Raw genomic sequence first — 17,206 nt, 5'->3', positions numbered from 1 at the left:
CACGATTTCGGCGGCCGTCAACCAGGCCATCATGGATGGCTCCCGGGGCGGCGCTTGGAGACATGCACCGGGTCCTCGCGCAGCTCGCGTTCCAGCCCGCGCAGATCGTCATCAAGGCGCCTGCGCTGCTCGCGCAAATGGCCGAGCTGGGCCAGCTTGGCTTCGGCACCCTGCAGCACGACTAGGCCATCGTCCTCGACCAGCAAATCCCACAGCCACAGGGCCCCGGTCACGCGGACGAAGGCGACGAACTCGATCAGGCTGATCTGCCGGTCGGATTTGGAGGGTGCGGTATAGGTGTAAAGGGTGTGACCCGAGAGCCTGATCCCTGTGGTTTCGGCGATCTTTGCCGCGATGACGTCGGCACTTTCGGGGCAAGCCTTGGCTCAGCGCGCTGGCAATGGTCTCGACCAGCGCCGAGGCATCGCCCCCGTCCAGCATGTCGAGTAGGGACGCGTCGAGCATCAGTTGCCGCCCCTCTGGCCGAACTCACCGAGCCCGGCCTCAAATTGGCGATCGATCTGGCGGTCACTACCGGCCAGCCAGTCCAGCGAGATGCCGGCAGCGACAGCGAGCGTGAGCAGTCCGTCGATCGGCTGGCTCACGCCTTCCTTGCGCCAATTATCGATGGTGGAACGGCTGACCTTGGCGATTTTTGCCGCGCGGCCGGTGCCACCGAGCAGTCGCACCACCAACGCCACTCGTTCATGACGCTCCAGCGCAACAGCGCTCGGCGCGTCTAATCCGGACGCGGCTTTTGACTCGACTTTTGAATGCCCGGAATGCGACAAGGCAGGAGCTGACATAACCGCCCCTTCGGTCAAAGTGACGAGTATTTACGTGACGATAACTGATTTGCTCGGCATCTATCAACCGATTTTATCGGCTGTCTGCGCACATACGGAGACCAACCCTGGCTGACCTCCAGAAATCCCTTGGCATTCCCGGTTTTTCCGTGCCCCAGCACGAGCGCGTGGCCATGCTCGTTGAGATGGTCGGTGGACTCGCCAAGGCGGCAAAACTGGCCAAAGTCAGCCCCGACACCGTCAACAACTGGCGTAAGGAGGGTGCTCGTCTCCCGGTAGACGGCATCCTGCCCATCGCCATCGAAGCCAAGGTTACTTGACTGGGTTGCCACCGGCTACCAGCAGCGCCCGGATATTGAGGCTTTGGGCTGGCGGCAGGGTTTGGGCGAGGCCGGACCCATGTCGACACCCGCTGCCGGCTTCGTGCAACTGCTGCCTTTGCGCCCGCAGCTCGTCCACCAGGCCGGCACGAGCATCGAGCGCTGGGTGCCCTCCGACATCGCCGTCAGCGCCGTCTGGCTATCCAATCTGTTCGGCTTGAGCGAAAGCACTGCCCGTTACGCCACGCTCGATGACGGCGGGATGGGCCCGCTTCTGCCCAAAGGCGCTTCAGTCATCCTCGATATCCGCCCAGGTCAGCCATTGCGCTCCGGCGTCTATCTGGCGGAGATCGGCGACGAAGCTACTGCCGCGCCGGCTCTATCGCACGCCAGACAATCGCCTAGAGCTGGCGGCCGATGCCGATACGAACTGGCGCTTTCCCGTGCCTGCCAAAAACCCACCCCCCTTGCACCGCATCGTCTGGTCTGCGCAAAAGCATTGATCGGGGGATTTGCGATGAAGCGAGCGTATGTAGCGGCCGGCGTCATCGTCGCCGGTGCATTGGCCGCAACGACAGCCCTGGTCATGGGGGGCGGAATCTCGAACCTGTTCGATTCTGCTATGCTCAAGGCGTGCGAGGGCAGCCTGAAGCAGCGACTGGCGGCCCCCTCGACCTATGCCCGCATTGACCTCGCCGAGACTGCAACGCCGCTCACTGCCGATCAATGGGCCACCCTCGCCAAAGCCCAGGGCAACCGAAGCGCCAGCATAATCGAATTCTATGTTCAGGAGATCGGCGCGGGCACGGTGCGGCCCCGCCTGTTCACTGTCAATTTGACCTATGACGCCGATAATGGCTTCGGCGTGCCGCTGCGTAGCTACGCACAGTGCACCTACCTAGCCGACCAGGGCGACGCCTCCGGCGTCAACGACAGCACCGTGGCGGTGGATGGGCTGACCTATACAAGCTGGCTCAGCACCCAGATCGCCAAACAGCTCTAAAAACCCGTCTAAGTCTGGAGCCAATTAGACGCGCATCTTGCAACTCGCCCCGCTTGCCTCGCCGGACCGTCAGCGCGCCGCAAACGCCCCGATTGCCGGCATCGCGGTCCCTTTTGCCCCGTCAGCATAATCGCGTTGTCGGCGTCCGGCGCCGGTGTTGCGTCGGGTGGCAGTCACCAACCCCTCGACTCCATCATGCCCGCCCCGTAAACTTCAGGAAATCGGGGCCTCAAAGCCACTTCACGGCGCCCTTGAAGCCCGCCCGCACAAATCGGCCCACTCCAGATCGAAGTGTCCCCTTGCCTCCGCCGCTCCAAATTCAAGAGTCCCAGGCCGCCGATGCCAACCGACCACCACCGCCCGGCCAAAACCCCACGCCACCAAGCCTTTCCACCCTTTCCCGCCTCTTTTCACTCGTTCCCGCCCACTCCGAGATCAAGTGTCTCTGCACACCTGTGTAAATCAAAACACCCTCGGGGCGAGCCCGAGGGTGTTGAGTACGTTCAGGCTACGGCGTTGACGCGCTTACTTGCCGTCTTCCAGCCACTTCAGGTCTTCCGGCGTCAGCTTGATGTCAAACGCCTTGATGCTGTCGTCGAGTTCGCCGAGCGTGCGCGGCCCGATCAGCGGGATGCTGGGGAAGGGCTGGGCGAGCACATAGGCCAGCGCGACATGGATCGGCGAATGGCCGAGCTTGTTGGTGAGTTCGATCGCGCGGTCGCGGCGGCCGAAGTTCTGCTCGTTATACCAGACGCGGACCAGTTCTTCGTTGTCGGTCTTGTCGCGACCGGCGCGGTCGGTGAAGAAACCGCGGGCCTGGCTTGACCACGAGAAATTGGTGACCTGACGATCGTTGAGCCAGGTTTTCCATTCTGGGGTCGAAGAGGTGACGCAGCCGGCCCAGATCGGGTCGAGCATTTCCGCCAAAGCGAAATTATTCGACAGGGCGCCGGGGCGTTGCTTGCCAGTCTTGTCGGCATAGGCAATCGCCTGGTCCATGCGTTCGCGGGTCCAGTTGGAGCCGCCGAACGGACCACGGATGCGACCGGCCTTGACCTCGGCATCCATGGCATCGACGAACTCGCCGACCGGAACATCCAGATTATCGCGATGCATGAAATACACGTCGACATAGTCGGTCTGCAGGCGATCCAGCGACTGGGTCAACTGCTTGGCGATGACGTCGGGATAGACCAGCGGGCTATGCGCGCCTTTGCCGATCAGCACCGACTGCTCGCGGGTACCGCGGCTCTTGTGCCAATCGCCGAACAGCTTTTCGGTATAGCCGCTGCCATAGACGAAGGCGGTGTCGAACAGGTTGCCGCCCTTTTCCCAGAACGCATCGAGCAGGATGGCGCCGGACGAGAAGGTCTTGAAATCCTCAAAACCCAAAGCGACGGCCGAGGCCTGCTTGGTGAGGCCGGGGATCGAGCGCTTCGGGATGGCGGTGCCGCCCGAAGCGAGAGGACGGTTCGAAAGCGTGTTGACGCGTTTCACCGGCTTTTCGATGTTGAATTCGATGCCGGCATCGGCGCGCCACTTGTCGAGCACGCGGGCATTGCCCAGGCTATCGGCCCAGCTCATGCCCGGCGCGGCAAATTCATGACGGCCGGCCAGGATCGCTTCGGACGCGCCATCGGCCTCGAAGGCATAGACGTGGCCGGTTTCGTTGACGCTAATGGTTTCGGTCTTGCCGCCCTTGATGACGTCGATGCGGCCGAGGCCCTGGTCGCGATTGCCGCCGGCAAACCAGAATTCGGGAACCTCGATGCGGCCTTCAGAACCATGGATGCGCAGCACGTTATCGAGATTGGCCATCACGGCGCAGGAGACCTGCGCGACAATGCCGTTCTCGAAGGTCAGGACCGCGGCGGCCCAATCGTCGGTGCCTTCGGCGTTGAGCTTGGCAGTGCCGGAAACCTTGATCGGATCGGCGAAGGGCTTGCCCATGGCGGCGCCTGCGATGAAGCGCGACATCGATACGGGATAGCCGCCGACGTCGAGAATGCCGCCCCCTGCGAGGTCATTGGCGAACAGGCGGTGCTGCGGCTGGAACTTGCCCATGGAGAAGCCGAAGCTCGACTGGATCATCCGCACTTCGCCGATGACGCCGGAGGCGATCAGCTCGCCCAGCTTTTTGACCTGCGGGTGCAGGCGATACATGAACGCTTCGCCGGCAAAGGTACCGGCTTTGCGGTGGGCGTGGAAAATGGCGTCGATCTCGAAGGCGCTGAGCGCCATCGGCTTTTCCACCAGCACGTGCTTGCCGGCTTCGGCAGCCTTGATCGCCCATTCGGCGTGGCCGGGATGGGGCGTCGCGATATAGATCGCATCGACGTCCTTGTCGGCCAGCAGCGCGTCATAGCCCTTGAGGATGCGCGCGCCGGGGAAGTCGGTGGCGAGGCCCGGCTTTTCGGGATTGCGGGTGGCGATGGCGACCAGTTCAGCATGCTTGGAGCCGGCAACGCCGCCCTGGAATGCCTTGGCGATCGAGCCCGGCCCGATAATGCCCCAGCGGACTTTTTTAGTTTCGGTCATGAAATTGCTCCTAGAAAGAGAGGGCGTTAGCGCAGGCGCTGGCCCGAATTGTCGAACAGGTATGAATTGGCGGCGCGGACCGAGACGGTGAGGTTTTCCTTGCCAGTCTCGTTGCGCAGTTCCTCGCGTTCGATGATCAACTGCTCGCCGGTGCCGGTATTGGCATAGAGATAACTGGTGGCGCCGAGATGCTCGGCCACGTCCACATCGACCGCCAAGTCGGCATCGCCGGCGCCAGCTAGCCCGAAATGCTCGGGGCGGACGCCCAGCGTCACGTCGGAGCCGATGGCGGGGGAGGCGGTCAGGGGCAGGGTGACGTGGGCATTGCCCTGCTTGGTCAGCGCAACCGTCACCGTGCCGGCGCCGGCTTCGACCACCTTGGCGGCCATGAAGTTCATGCGGGGCGAGCCGATGAAGCCGGCAACGAACTGGTTGGCCGGATCGTCGTAAAGCTCGAGCGGCTTGCCGACCTGCTCCACCAGGCCATCGCGCAGCACCACGATGGTGTCGGCCAGCGTCATGGCTTCGACCTGATCGTGGGTGACGTAGATCATCGTGGTCTGCAGTTCCTTGTGCAGCCGCGCGATCTCGATGCGCATATGCACGCGCAGCTCGGCGTCGAGATTGCTCAGCGGCTCGTCGAACAGGAAAACTTCGGGATTGCGCACGATGGCGCGGCCGATAGCGACGCGCTGGCGCTGCCCGCCCGAAAGCTCCTTGGGCACGCGGTCCAGCAGCGGCTCCAGCGCCAGGATGCGCGCTGCCTCGGCGACCTGCCTGGCGATCTGATCTTTGGCGACGCCGGCAAAGCGCAGGGCGAAGCCCATGTTTTCGCGGACGGTCATGTGCGGATAAAGCGCGTAGGACTGGAACACCATGGCGATGCCGCGTTTACTTGGATCGACATCGTTCATCCGCTTGCCGCCGATCTCCAGATCGCCGTCGCTGATATGTTCAAGCCCGGCGATCATGCGCAGCAAGGTTGACTTGCCGCAGCCGGAGGGGCCGACGAAAACGACGAACTCCTTGGCCTTGATCGCCAGGTCGATGCCCTTGATGACCTCGACCGACCCGTAGGATTTGCGCACGGCCTTAAGCGTGAGATGGCTCATGTTCTATGCACCTATTTGACCGCGCCCAGCATGCCTTCGACGAAGCGGCGCTGGAGCAGGAAGAAAATGATGAGGGTGGGCAGGGTCGCCAGCACGGTGCCGAACAGGATCATGCCGTAATCGGGCGTATAGGCCGAGGTGAGGGCAGACAGGATCAGCGTGATCGTCTTGTTTTCCGCAGTCTGCAGCACAATCAGCGGCCACAGGTAATTGTTCCAGTTGGCCATGAACACGATGATGGTCGCGGCGGCGTAAGTGGAGCGCATCACCGGCAGGTAAACGAACACGAAAATCTGCCACTCCTTGAGCCCATCGATCTTGGCGGCGTCGCGCAATTCGGTGGGGAAGGCTTTGGTGGCTTGCCGGAAGTAGAAGATGATGAAGATCGAGGCCACGGTTGGCAGGATAACCGCCACGTAGGTATTCACCAGCTTGGCCTGTGAGAACATCACGAACAGCGGTACCATCATCGCCGCGAACGGGATGGAGAGCAGCAGCAGCAACAGCCCGAAGATGCGTTCGCGCACGCGGGAGCGGAACATTTCGAAGCCGTAACCGGCCAGCGAGGAGATCACCAACGTCAGCGCCGTGGCGACGACGGCGATGAAGGCCGAGTTGAAGAAAATGCGGGGCGCATCGACCTGGGCGAAGAAGGTTGCGGCATTGGTGAACAGCGCGCCGCCGAGCGTGGCCTTGCCCCTGATGACGTCGGCCGACAGGTTGGTGGCGCCCACGATCATCCAGTAGAACGGGAATACCGAGATAAAGGCGGCGATGCTGAGCAGCAGATACACTAGGCCCCGGCGGATGAGGCGGAACGGCGCAGCCGATGTGGCCACGCCAACTTTGGTGGCGGCCGAGCCGGTATTTTCGGCCATCGTGGTCGATGTCATGACGACCTCCTCCGATCACGCGCGATAAGGAACTGCATGAAGCTCAGAATGCCCACGACCACGACGATCACCCAGGACACCGTCGCCGAATAGCCGAAGCTGGGCATGAACTTGAAGGTCAGGTTGTAGATGTAGAGCGACAGGGTGATGGTGGAGTCCGATGGCCCGCCATTGCCGGCGGTGAAATTGTAGACCTCGTCGAACAGCTGCAGCGTGCCAATGGTGGAGATCACGGTGGTGAACAGGATCACCGGCTTGAGCATGGGAATGGTGAGGTAGCGGAACCGGGCCCAGGCCGGAACGCCATCGATGCGCGCGGCTTCATAGATCGAGCGATCAATGTTTTGCAGCGCTGCAAGATAGAAAATCATGTTGTAGCCGGTCCAGCGCCAGGTGATGGCGAGGATGATGGCCACCTTGGCCCAGAACGGATCGCTGAACCAGCCGATCGGTGCGCCGATGAGATGGACCGCCATCAGGGCTTCGTTGATGATGCCATCGGTGGCGAACATCGACTTGAACACGGTGGAATAGGCGATCAGCGACGTCACGCAGGGCAGGAAGATCGCGGTGCGGAACAGGCCACGGAATTTCAGGGTCGAGTCGTTCAGCGCCACTGCGAACAGCAGGGCGAGCACGATCATGATGGGCACTTGCACGATAAAGAAGGTGAAGGTGTTGCCCAGCGCGCGCAGGAAGACCGGATCCTTGGTCAGCCGCATGATATTGGCGAAGCCGCCAAAGCTGAGATTCATGCCCTTGCCGACCTGGAAGCTCATCCAGAGCGACCACACGATCGGGTAGATCATGAACAGTCCGAGCAGGATCAGCGCCGGGGCGACGAATGTCCACCCGGTAACCTGCTCTCTGCGATCGAGTCGCGCCTGTGCCAATTGTCACCTCCCTGGTGCAGCAACGTCATCACGTCCAATAGGCGCCGGGCGCTTTGGGCGCCCGGCGGTGAAAGCGAGCTGAAGCCCGCTTTCACGCAGCAGATTATTGCATCTGCTGCTGGGCCTGATCGTTGATCGCCTGCAGGGCCGCGTCGATGTCGCCGCCCGCAATGATACCGGGCAACTGTGCCTGCACAGCGGAGTCGACCTCGGCGGTGAAGGTGCCATAATCCACGCTCGGGATCTGGCTCAGCCAGGTGGAGAAGTCCTGCCACACCGGTGCGCCGCCGAAGAAGTCGTCGGAGGCCTTGTAGGCATCGCCTTCACGGGCAGCGAGCAGGGAACCAACGGCACCGCGCTTGATCAGGATGTCCTGGTAGAAATCCTTGTTGCCGGCCCAGACGGTCTTGAGGAAGTCGATGGCTTCGGCCTTGTTGTCCGAGGAGGACAGCACATACCAGCTCGAGCCACCCTGGTTGGAGGCGTTGACCGAGCCTTCCATGTCGAGGCGCGGGATCGGGGCCACGGCCCACTTGCCGGACTGATCGGCATTGGCCTTGATGGTCGCGGTGATCCAGACGCCAACGGGAACGGCGGCGACTTCGCCCGACGTGAACGTGCCGGTATATTCGGCCCAACCGGAGACTGGCTTGACCAATCCCGCAGTGTAGAACTTGGCGTAGGTCTCGAGCGCCTTCTTGAGCGGGGCGTTGTCGATGACATGCAGGCTGCCATCGGCATTGAAATACCACTGGCCGGCCGACTGCATCATCATGCGGATGACGCCTGTATCGTTGAGATCGAGATCGAGCAGCAGATGGCCGGTCTTGGCTTTGACTTCGGTGCCGATTTCGACCAGGCGATCCCAGGTGATGTCTTTGAGGTCGGCGGCCTTGAAGCCGGCTGCCTCGAGATAGTCGGAGCGGTAGAACAGGCCGGTGACGCCGGAATCGAAGGGCAACGAGTACGACTTGCCGTCATAGGTGGCGGCCGCAACCTTGTAGGGTGCGAAGACCGACATATCGATGCTGTCCGACAGCGGCTCGAACGAGCCGGGGAAGGACTGCAGGTACTTCTGGGCGATATCGTCCTGGATCAGCACGATATCGGGCAGGCCATCGGTGCTGCCGGCAAGCAGCTGCGTCTGCAGCTTGGCGCGGATATCGTCCTGGCTGGCGCTGTCGTCGACGTTAAAGGTCACGTCCGGATGGTCGGCGGTGTAGAGCGCGCCGGCCTCACGCATGGTGTCGCCGTTGAAGGCCTTGTCCCAGACCCAGACCGAGATTTCCCCGGCCGAAGCGGCTGCGACGCTGAAAAAGCTGATTCCGGCCAGAGCCAGGCCGAGCAGACGCCCGCGCCGCGAAGCGATACGGTTCATTGTAGTCCTCCCTTTTCATTTGCTCTTATGCTGAGCCGTTTCTAAGCTACCTGAATAAGACATGGCGTCCCACTCAATGGGCATGCAGAGTTGGCGGAAAGTAAGATGGCACAAAGGGCGTATTACGAACCCGACAGCAACGGGGTGGAGCGCCTGCCGACGGAAATGAACATGTTTCATACTTCACCCCTGCTGATGCGGGCAGCGCATTGGCACGCGCAGGTCGAGGTCAATTACATCATCTGCGGTTGGGCCCATTACCGCATGAGCGGCCATGAAGTGCGCCTGAACACCGGGGAGATGGCATTGTTTTGGGGAGGATTGCCCCATCAACTATACGATGCATCGGACGACCTTGTTTATGCCGGCGGACATTTGCCGCTGGTGCATTTTTTTCGCCTGCGATTACCGCAGAACATGCAGTCCAAGCTGATGCAGGGGGCAACGCTAATCACTCAAGCGACCGATGCCTCGGATCCGCCGAACTTCGAGCGATGGAATGCTTATGCGCGATCAGGGGATCCGATGAAGGCCAGCATGGCGATCGATGAGTTGCTGCTGCGCATCGAACGCGTTCGTTTTGATCCTTATGACCTGCTGTCCAGCCCAGCCGGCGAGGCCAACGCCGTGGTCGGGCTCGACAATCATTCCTCGCCTCTCGTCGTGCGTATCTGTGATTTCATCGCCGACAATTTCCGCGAGGACATCGACTCGTCCGATATCGCCAAGGCCGCCGATATCCATCCGAAATACGCGATGAGCGTCTTCAAGAAATCGACCGGCATGACGCTGAACGACTATGTGAACCTGATGCGGCTCAGCTATGCCCAGGCGCTGCTGATGCAGGATGACGCCAACGTGCTGCATGTGGCCATGGACAGCGGGTTTGGCTCGCTGAGCGCGTTCAACAAGTCATTCCGCAAGATTGCCGGCATGTCGCCCACCGATTTCCGCCGCGACGTGCGCACCCGGCCGACTCCAGCCGAGCATCGATTGGTCCCGGAACGGCAATATAACTGATCGGGCAGGGCAGGCGGCGTCAACTCATGTGGAAACGGCGCCTCTGGGCCTTCCTGTTCGGCTTTTGCATCATTGCCGCACTTGTGCTGCTGCGCGCTGCCGACCCCTATCCGCTGCGGGTGGCGCGCGAGACTAGCTTCGACTTCTTCCAGCAATTGCGTCCGCGCGCCGCGCCCGACCTGCCCATTCGGATCGTGGATATCGATGAGCGGTCGCTCGCTGAAATCGGGCAGTGGCCGTGGTCGCGGCATACCATGGCGACCCTGACCCAGCGCCTGACCGAACTCGGCGCCGCCGCTATCGCCTTCGACGTGCTGTTTCCCGAGCCGGATCGCCTTTCTCCATCAGCAAGCGCCGCCGGTGGCGTGGATTACGACGCCGAATTCGCGGCGGCGCTGGCTGGTGGCCCGTCGATCCTGAGCTTCACCCAGAACGAGAATAGTGCGGTGCTGCCGCAGCAGGCCAAGGCCGGTTTTGCCATGACGGGGGCCGATCCGCTGCCGTTTTTGCCGACGCTGACGGGCGCGGCGCTGCCGATGGCCCAGCTAGCCGAGGCCGCGAGGGGCCTTGGCGTCGCCAGCCTCGATCAGGAGAACTCCGGCATTCCCCGTCGCCTGCCGCTGCTGTGGTCCAATGGCACATCGGAGTTTCCGGCGCTGTCGGTGGAAACCCTGCGCGTCGCCTTCGGGACTTCGACACTGGTTGTGCTGGGCGACACCACCAATACCGGCACCATTGAGGCCCTGCGGATCGGTGATATCACCGTGCCGACCGGGCCGAGCGGTGACCTGTGGTTGTATTATCGCCATCTAGGACCGTCGACCTATGTCTCCGCCCGCAATCTGCTGGCTGACGACTATGCTAGCCTCGCGCCGCAGATTGCGGGCAATATCGTCTTCGTCGGCGCCTCCGCAAGCGGCCTGCTCGATGTGCGGCAAAGCCCACTCGGCGAGCCTGTCCCCGGCGTGTCCATCCACGTGCAGGCGCTGGAGCAGATGCTGACCGGCGTTTATCTCAATCGCGCCGACTGGGTCGGGGGGCTCGAAATCCTGGTCTTCGTGCTGAGCGGCATCGCCATTACGCTGGCCATCATCTTCACCGGCCCGCTGATTGGGCTGGCGTTTTCGGTCATGGTCGCACTGGTAACCACCGCGGCGAGCTGGTTCGCCTTCACCCAATATGGGCTGTTGCTGGACCCGAGCTTCGCGCTGCTTGGGGCGCTGATCGTTTATGCCGCAATGGCCTTCTTCCAGTTCGCCATCACCGATGCCGAGCGGCGGCGTATTCGCAATGCTTTTGCCCATTACGTGGCGCCGTCGCTGCTGACGCAGATCGAAAACAATGCCGAAAGCCTGCGGCTGGGCGGCGACGTTCGCGAACTGACGGTAATGTTTTCCGACGTGCGCAATTTCTCCGCCATCAGCGAAAAGACCGCGCCGACCGACCTGGTGCGGATGCTCAATACGCTGTTCGGGGCGCTGGGCGCGGCGATCATCGAGCAGATGGGCACTATCGACAAGTTCATGGGCGATGCCGTGATGGCGTTCTGGAATGCGCCGGTGGACGTCGAGCGCCACGCGCTGAGGGCCTGTCAGGCGGCCCTAGCCATGCGCGAGGCGCTGGGACAGCTCAACCAGACCAACCTGTCGCAAGGCGCCGAGCCGATCGCCATCGGCATCGGCATCGCCTCCGGCCCGGCGCTGGTGGGCAATATGGGGTTCGAGGCGCGGTTCGATTATTCCTGTGTCGGGGAAACCGTCAACGTCGCCAGCCGCCTCGAAAGCGCTTGCAAGACGGTGCTTTACGATATTTTGGTGACCCGCGAGACCCGCGACGCCGTTGCCGAACTGGCGCTGCTCGATGCCGGCTCCATCGCGCTCAAGGGGATGAGTGAGCGAGAGCCAATTCATCTCCTGCTGGGGCCAGAAGAGCTGGCAACAAGCGCGGCCTTTGCCGATCTGGCCGCCTGTCACGACCGGCTGCTGTTAGCGCTGCGGGCAGGGGAGCCGGCGCTGGCCGAGATCGCCGAATGCCGTGCCTTGGCGGCTTTCGATGCGCGGCTACCGGCGTTCTACGATGCTATTGTCACAAGGCGTGCCGACTTCGCGCCGGATATGCCGCTGAACTGAGGATTTTTCACCGTGCCCAGATTTTCCGCCAATCTGACGTTTCTCTATGCCGAATTGCCATTCCTGGAGCGGTTTGCGGCGGCCGCCGCCGATGGTTTTCCGGCGGTGGAATATGTCGGGCCCTATGATTATCCGTCGGAGGTCATCGCCGACCTGCTTCGGCAACACAATCTGCAACAGGCGCTGTTCAACCTCCCGGCCGGCGATTGGGCCGGGGGTGAGCGGGGGATCGGCTGCTTTCCCGACCGGGTCGAGGAATTTCAGGCCGGTGTCGCGACCGCCATCCAGTATGGCAAGGCCCTCGGCTGCACCAAGATCAATTGCCTGGCTGGCATCGCACCCGCGGGCGCGGATCGAGCTCTGCTGCAGTCGACGCTGGTCGACAATCTCAAATATGCCGCGCCGCGACTGGCTGACGCCGGCATCAAGCTGCTGATGGAGCCGATCAACCAGCGCGATATGCCGGGCTTCTTTCTCAGCACCACCGACCATGCGGAGGCCATCATGGCCGACGTCGATTACAGCAATCTGTTCCTGCAATATGACATCTATCATACCCAGGTGATGCAGGGCGATCTGCTGGCGACCTATGAGCGGCTGCGCGAACGCGTCGCCCATATCCAGATCGCCGATAATCCCGGCCGCAACGAGCCGGGCACCGGCGAAATCAACTATGCCAACGTCCTGCCGGCCCTCGACCGGCTCGGCTATGACGGCTTCGTTGGCTGCGAATACAAGCCCAGGACCACGACCACGGCCGGTCTCGGCTGGATGCAGCCCTATCGCTGACGTTGGCGGGTAATTCTGTCCAGTCGGGCCTGGTGACGGCCAACGTCCGGCCGGCCGAATTTTCATGATCATCTTCGTGCATCCAACTTGACGCCCATAATCGAATGTGGAAAAACGTTATCTCAAATGCGCAAACGTTTTCTCATTTTCGCGGAATCCGGTGGAACAGCAGGCTAAAAAGGTTGAGCGCATCCGCATCTACGACGTCGCCCTGGCGGCCGGCGTCAGCGTCGCGACGGCGTCCAAGGCGCTCAACGACACCGGGCGGATGACGGCCGAAACGCGCGAGCGGGTGAAGCGTGCGGCGGTGGAGCTGGGCTTCCGGCCCAATGCTATGGCGCGAGGCCTACAGGGCAAACGCAGCTTCACCATCGGCCTGTTGACCAACGATACCTACGGCCGTTTCACCCTTCCGCTGATGGCCGGAATTTCCGAAGCGCTGGTCGATCACGGCGTGTCGGTTTTCCTCTGCACCATCGAGGACGATCCGGTGCTGGCGAAAATTCATGTGGACGCCATGCTCGACAAGCAGGTCGACGGCATCATCGCGTCCGGCAAGCGCATCGACCGCCGGCTGCCGGTGGACCTGAGCCATTTGCCGGTGCCGGTGGTTTATGCCTTCACCGATGGTCCTGACGATAGCGTGCGCTTTGTGTCGGACGACGCGCAGGGCTCGCGCGAGGCAGTGCAATGGATGGCGGGGCTAGGCCGAAAGCGCATTGTTCACGTCACCGGGCCGGCCAGTTTTGCCTCGGTGAAAGAGCGCGCCGATGCCTATGCCGGCGTGGTCGGGGCGGATGCTGAAATTCTGCACGGCAAATGGTCGGAAGCCTGGGGACACGATGCGGTCGCGCAATTGTGGGCCGGCTCTGGCCCCCATCCAGACGGCATTTTCTGCGGCAATGACCAGATTGCGCGTGGCGTGGTCGATGCGCTGCGCGAGCGCGGTGTCGATGTGCCGCGCGATGTGTCGGTGGTCGGGTTCGACAATTGGGAAATCGTCGCGGCGGCAACGCGTCCGCCGCTGACCAGTGTGGATATGAACCTCAAGACCCTCGGCAAGGAGGCCGGGCTGACGGTTCTGGCGATGGCGGAAGGCAAGACAGTAGAACCGGGAATCCGGAAACTGCCGTGCCAACTGGTCGTGCGCCAATCCTGCGGAGGAGCGGAAGCAGGCTGAAGTTACGCCACGGGCCGGCGTGTTTGAGGGCCCCAACAGGGAGGAATGAAATGCTTAAACGTCTTTTAGCAACGGCCAGCATTGCGACGCTGTGCCTAGTATCGAACGCTTCGGCGGCCGACACCATCAATATGTGGGTCCGCACCGGCATTGGCGCTGCATTCACTGGCGTCGTGAAGGCCTACAATGACAGTCACGAAAACCAGGTCGCGCTGACCGAAGTGCCGTTTGCAGAGCTGGTGCAGAAATACGCCACCGCCATCGCCGGCGGCCAGGCGCCGGATGCGCTGTCGCTCGACCTGATCTATACGCCGTCTTTCGCCGCCGCCGGCCAGCTCGAAGACCTGACCGATTGGGCCCATGGCCTGCCATACTTCGATGCCCTGGCGCCATCGCATGTCAAGCTGGGCACCTATGAGGGCAAGAATTACGGCCTGCCGCTGTCGGTGGAAACCTCGGTTTTCGCCTGGAACAAGGACCTCTACAAGGCCGCCGGTCTCGATCCTGACAAAGCGCCGACGAGCTGGGACGAAATCGAAGCCAATGCCGAAAAGATCCGGGCCCTGGGCGATGATACCTATGGCTTCTACTTCTCCGGCGGCGGCTGCGGCGGCTGCATGATTTTCACCTTCACCCCGCTGGTTTGGGCCGAAGGCAAGGATATCCTCTCTGAGGACGCCCAGACGGCAACGCTCGACACGCCGGAAATGCGCGCGGCGATCGACAAGTACCGCTCCATGGTCGCCAAAGACCTGGTGCCGGAAAGCGCCGCGACCGATAACGGCACCAACTTCCTGAGCTTCACCAATGGCAAGATCGGCCAGCAGAGCCTGGGCGCCTTCGCCATCGGCACCATGATCAACCAGTATCCGGACCTGCACTTCGGCATCGCGCCGATCCCGGGCATTACCAGCGGCACCTCGTCCTTCGCCGGCGGTGACAATATCGTCGTCACCAAGGGCACGCCCCACATGGCCGCGGTGAAGGAATTCATCGAATACATGTATTCGCCCGAAGCCCAGAAGGTGTTTGCTCAGAACGGCAGCCTGCCGACCCGCAGCGATATCGCCGCCGACGTGCTCAAGGGCCTCGATCCGCGCCTGCAGGTGGCGGTTGACGCCATCGCGACCGCAAAGACGCCCTACACCGTGCTGTTCAACGACCTGATCAACTCCAGCAACGGCCCATGGGCGACCTTCATCAACGCCGCCATCTATGGCGACGACGTCGATGCGGCCTTTGCCGATGCGCAGGCCGAAATGCAGTCGATCATCGACAACGCCAAGTAAGGCACGGGCCGGGGGCTTCGGCTCCCGGTCAACTTCCCTTCCGGAGCCATACGATGACCAGTCCCGCTCTCACCTTGGCCGTGCCGGCGCGCGCGCGCCGCCGCCGCGCCCGCCTGGGGCAGTGGCAGGGGCTGCTTTATATCGCCCCGGCCATGGCGCTGGTGATCGTGTTCTTCGTCATCCCGGTGCTGTTCACGTTCTGGATGAGCTTTCACGACTGGCCGCTGCTGGGCCAGCCCGAATGGATCGGGCTGGGCAACTATATGCAAATGCTCAAAGACACGCGGTTTCTGTCGTCGCTGCGGTTCACCGCCTATTATACCGTCATCACTACGATCGCGATTTTCATCGTCGCTTTTCCGCTGGCGCTGTTCGTCGAAAAGCAGCGCCGCGGGGTGGGGTTCTACCGCACAATATTCTTCATGCCGGTCGTGGTGGGCTTGGCGACGGCCTCGCTGCTGTGGGTGTGGCTAGCCAATGTCGACAGCGGGCTGATCGGCCCGGCCATTCGCATGATGGGCTTCACCGGCAAGAAGGTGAACCTGCTGGCCACCTTCGATAGCGCCTTCTGGACCATCATCGTCATGGTGGTGTGGAAGGTCGCGGGCTTCACCATGATCATCCTGCTCACCGGGCTGCAGTCGATCCCGGTTGAACTCAACGAGGCGGCGCGGATCGACGGGGCAGGGCGCTGGCAGCGCTTCCGCCATGTGACGCTACCACTAATGCGCCGCACCATCGCGCTGGCGCTGATCCTTTCGGTCACCGGCTCGGTGCTGGCCTTCGATCAGTTCTACATCATGACCAGCGGCGGGCCGCAGAACCGGATGATTTCGGTGGTCTATTACATTTTCAACCAGTCCTTTGTGTCGTTCCACCTCGGCTATGGCTCGGCGCTGTCCATCGCGCTGCTGGGCATATTGATCGTGCTGAGCGTCGTGCAACTTCGCCTGCTGCGCGTGGGAGACGACAAATGACCGCCACCATGCAAGCGCGTCAGCGGCGCAAATTCTGGGGCGGGTTCGGCTACCACGCCTTCGGTATCGGCGCGGCGCTGTTCTTCTTCGCGCCATTCGCCTGGACCGGGCTGGCCTCGCTGCGCACCGGCAGCGAAGCGCAATCACCGCCGCTACCGCCTTGGCCGACGCATGGCATCAGTTTCGACACCTATGCGGTGCTCGACACCTTTGGCGCCGGCATCTGGCAGCACACGTTCAATTCCATGGTCGTGGCGCTGGCAACGGTGGTGTTGACCGTCATCGTCAGCCTGCTCGCCGGCTACGGTTTTTCGCGATATCGCTTCCCGCTCAAGAACGTGTTCTTCGTGCTGATCATCGCCACCTTGATGATCCCGTTCCAGTCCATCCTGACGCCGCTCTTCATCATCCTAGCCAAGCTGGGCCTCAACAATTCGCTGGTCGGGCTGGTGCTGGTCTATGTGACGCTGCAACTGCCCTTCTCGGTGTTCATGATGCGCAACGCCTTCGATGCGGTGCCGCGCGAAATCGAGGAGGCCGCGCGCATCGATGGCGCCCGCGATCTCACGCTGCTGGTCCGCGTGCTGCTCCCGCTGGTCACGCCTGGCCTCGCCAGCGTGGCGATCTTCGCCTTCCTCAATTCGTGGAACGAGTTCCTAGCGGCGCTGATCCTGCTGTCGGACAACGAGAAATATACCCTGCCGGTGCTGATGACGGCCGTGCGCGCCGGCCGGCTCGGGGCGATCAATTGGGGGGCGGTGCAGGCTGGCGTCATGGTGATGACCATCCCGTGCCTCGCCGTATTCCTCATCCTGCAACGCTACTACATGCGCGGCCTGATGGCCGGCGCGGTCAAATAATTCCAACCACCGGAACCTC

At 62.3% G+C, this 17,206-nt stretch carries 16 protein-coding genes; 9 read left to right on the top strand and 7 right to left on the bottom strand.

Features of this window, described 5'->3' with window-relative positions; translation table 11 throughout:
* Positions 1-29: 29 nt before the first annotated feature.
* Positions 30-233, bottom strand: coding sequence for a hypothetical protein (locus JWP26_RS05910; protein ID WP_299724664.1), 204 nt, complete (start codon positions 231-233; stop codon positions 30-32).
* Positions 234-464: 231 nt separating this feature from the next.
* The gene (locus JWP26_RS05905; RefSeq protein WP_299724662.1) at positions 465-806 is read right to left on the bottom strand and encodes a helix-turn-helix domain-containing protein; all 342 of its coding nucleotides are present in this window, start codon (positions 804-806) and stop codon (positions 465-467) included.
* A gap of 173 nt (positions 807-979) precedes the next feature.
* Here JWP26_RS05905 and JWP26_RS05900 point away from each other — a divergent pair, with 173 nt between their 5' ends.
* Together JWP26_RS05900 and JWP26_RS05895 are read left to right on the top strand one after the other, a co-directional pair.
* Entirely contained in the window at positions 980-1,126 is a 147-nt protein-coding gene (locus tag JWP26_RS05900) for a hypothetical protein (RefSeq protein ID WP_299724660.1), read from the top strand.
* A 79-nt stretch (positions 1,127-1,205) separates the two neighbouring features.
* Positions 1,206-2,129 (top strand): hypothetical protein, encoded by a 924-nt coding sequence (locus tag JWP26_RS05895; RefSeq protein ID WP_299724658.1) that lies wholly within the window; start codon positions 1,206-1,208, stop codon positions 2,127-2,129.
* 525 nt (positions 2,130-2,654) lie between these two features.
* Here JWP26_RS05895 and JWP26_RS05890 read toward each other — a convergent pair.
* The 5 genes from JWP26_RS05890 to JWP26_RS05870 form a co-directional block, all read right to left on the bottom strand.
* Entirely contained in the window at positions 2,655-4,667 is a 2,013-nt protein-coding gene (locus tag JWP26_RS05890) for an aldo/keto reductase (protein ID WP_299724656.1), read from the bottom strand.
* Between the two features lie 26 nt (positions 4,668-4,693).
* The gene (locus JWP26_RS05885; RefSeq protein WP_299724654.1) at positions 4,694-5,779 is read right to left on the bottom strand and encodes an ABC transporter ATP-binding protein; all 1,086 of its coding nucleotides are present in this window, start codon (positions 5,777-5,779) and stop codon (positions 4,694-4,696) included.
* 11 nt (positions 5,780-5,790) lie between these two features.
* Complete coding sequence (locus JWP26_RS05880) at positions 5,791-6,672, bottom strand: carbohydrate ABC transporter permease (protein ID WP_299724652.1); 882 nt, start codon at positions 6,670-6,672, stop codon at positions 5,791-5,793.
* Positions 6,669-7,565: a carbohydrate ABC transporter permease gene (locus JWP26_RS05875; protein ID WP_299724650.1), complete on the bottom strand. Its 897-nt coding sequence runs from the start codon at positions 7,563-7,565 to the stop codon at positions 6,669-6,671. Before JWP26_RS05875 ends, JWP26_RS05880 begins: the two co-directional genes overlap by 4 nt.
* Positions 7,566-7,668: 103 nt before the next feature.
* On the bottom strand, positions 7,669-8,943 hold the full coding sequence (locus JWP26_RS05870) for an extracellular solute-binding protein (RefSeq protein ID WP_299724648.1): 1,275 nt from the start codon (positions 8,941-8,943) through the stop codon (positions 7,669-7,671).
* A gap of 105 nt (positions 8,944-9,048) precedes the next feature.
* Here JWP26_RS05870 and JWP26_RS05865 point away from each other — a divergent pair, with 105 nt between their 5' ends.
* The 7 genes from JWP26_RS05865 to JWP26_RS05835 all read left to right on the top strand — a co-directional run bounded on the left by JWP26_RS05865 (position 9,049) and on the right by JWP26_RS05835 (position 17,187).
* A complete protein-coding gene (locus tag JWP26_RS05865; RefSeq protein ID WP_299724646.1) occupies positions 9,049-9,963 on the top strand; it encodes a helix-turn-helix domain-containing protein in 915 nt (304 codons plus the stop codon).
* A 26-nt stretch (positions 9,964-9,989) separates the two neighbouring features.
* Positions 9,990-12,092 carry a CHASE2 domain-containing protein gene (locus JWP26_RS05860; RefSeq protein ID WP_299724644.1) on the top strand — a complete coding sequence of 701 codons (2,103 nt, stop codon included), beginning with the start codon at positions 9,990-9,992 and terminating at the stop codon, positions 12,090-12,092.
* Between the two features lie 12 nt (positions 12,093-12,104).
* Positions 12,105-12,881, top strand: coding sequence for a 2-oxo-tetronate isomerase (otnI, locus tag JWP26_RS05855; protein WP_299724642.1), 777 nt, complete (start codon positions 12,105-12,107; stop codon positions 12,879-12,881).
* A gap of 160 nt (positions 12,882-13,041) precedes the next feature.
* Entirely contained in the window at positions 13,042-14,061 is a 1,020-nt protein-coding gene (locus JWP26_RS05850; protein ID WP_299724640.1) for a LacI family DNA-binding transcriptional regulator, read from the top strand.
* 50 nt (positions 14,062-14,111) lie between these two features.
* Positions 14,112-15,350 carry a sugar ABC transporter substrate-binding protein gene (locus tag JWP26_RS05845; protein WP_299724638.1) on the top strand — a complete coding sequence of 413 codons (1,239 nt, stop codon included), beginning with the start codon at positions 14,112-14,114 and terminating at the stop codon, positions 15,348-15,350.
* 53 nt (positions 15,351-15,403) lie between these two features.
* Positions 15,404-16,327: a carbohydrate ABC transporter permease gene (locus tag JWP26_RS05840; protein WP_299724636.1), complete on the top strand. Its 924-nt coding sequence runs from the start codon at positions 15,404-15,406 to the stop codon at positions 16,325-16,327.
* Complete coding sequence (locus JWP26_RS05835) at positions 16,324-17,187, top strand: carbohydrate ABC transporter permease (RefSeq protein ID WP_299724633.1); 864 nt, start codon at positions 16,324-16,326, stop codon at positions 17,185-17,187. Before JWP26_RS05840 ends, JWP26_RS05835 begins: the two co-directional genes overlap by 4 nt.
* The last annotated feature ends 19 nt before the right edge of the window (positions 17,188-17,206 follow it).

It is taken from the genome of Devosia sp., assembly GCF_028290435.1.
GTDB lineage: Bacteria > Pseudomonadota > Alphaproteobacteria > Rhizobiales > Devosiaceae > Devosia.
This window is presented reverse-complemented; position numbering and strand designations above follow the sequence as displayed.

Excerpts from the sequence above, each read along its gene's own strand:
- JWP26_RS05835 (WP_299724633.1), top strand. The coding sequence starts at position 16,324 with ATGACCGCCACCATGCAAGCGCGTCAGCGGCGCAAATTCTGGGGCGGG.
- JWP26_RS05900 (WP_299724660.1), top strand. The coding sequence starts at position 980 with ATGCTCGTTGAGATGGTCGGTGGACTCGCCAAGGCGGCAAAACTGGCC.
- JWP26_RS05890 (WP_299724656.1), bottom strand. The coding sequence starts at position 4,667 with ATGACCGAAACTAAAAAAGTCCGCTGGGGCATTATCGGGCCGGGCTCG.
- JWP26_RS05905 (WP_299724662.1), bottom strand. The coding sequence starts at position 806 with ATGTCAGCTCCTGCCTTGTCGCATTCCGGGCATTCAAAAGTCGAGTCA.
- JWP26_RS05840 (WP_299724636.1), top strand. The coding sequence starts at position 15,404 with ATGACCAGTCCCGCTCTCACCTTGGCCGTGCCGGCGCGCGCGCGCCGC.
- JWP26_RS05860 (WP_299724644.1), top strand. The coding sequence starts at position 9,990 with ATGTGGAAACGGCGCCTCTGGGCCTTCCTGTTCGGCTTTTGCATCATT.
- JWP26_RS05880 (WP_299724652.1), bottom strand. The coding sequence starts at position 6,672 with ATGACATCGACCACGATGGCCGAAAATACCGGCTCGGCCGCCACCAAA.
- JWP26_RS05845 (WP_299724638.1), top strand. The coding sequence starts at position 14,112 with ATGCTTAAACGTCTTTTAGCAACGGCCAGCATTGCGACGCTGTGCCTA.
- JWP26_RS05885 (WP_299724654.1), bottom strand. The coding sequence starts at position 5,779 with ATGAGCCATCTCACGCTTAAGGCCGTGCGCAAATCCTACGGGTCGGTC.
- JWP26_RS05870 (WP_299724648.1), bottom strand. The coding sequence starts at position 8,943 with ATGAACCGTATCGCTTCGCGGCGCGGGCGTCTGCTCGGCCTGGCTCTG.
- JWP26_RS05895 (WP_299724658.1), top strand. The coding sequence starts at position 1,206 with ATGTCGACACCCGCTGCCGGCTTCGTGCAACTGCTGCCTTTGCGCCCG.
- JWP26_RS05865 (WP_299724646.1), top strand. The coding sequence starts at position 9,049 with ATGGCACAAAGGGCGTATTACGAACCCGACAGCAACGGGGTGGAGCGC.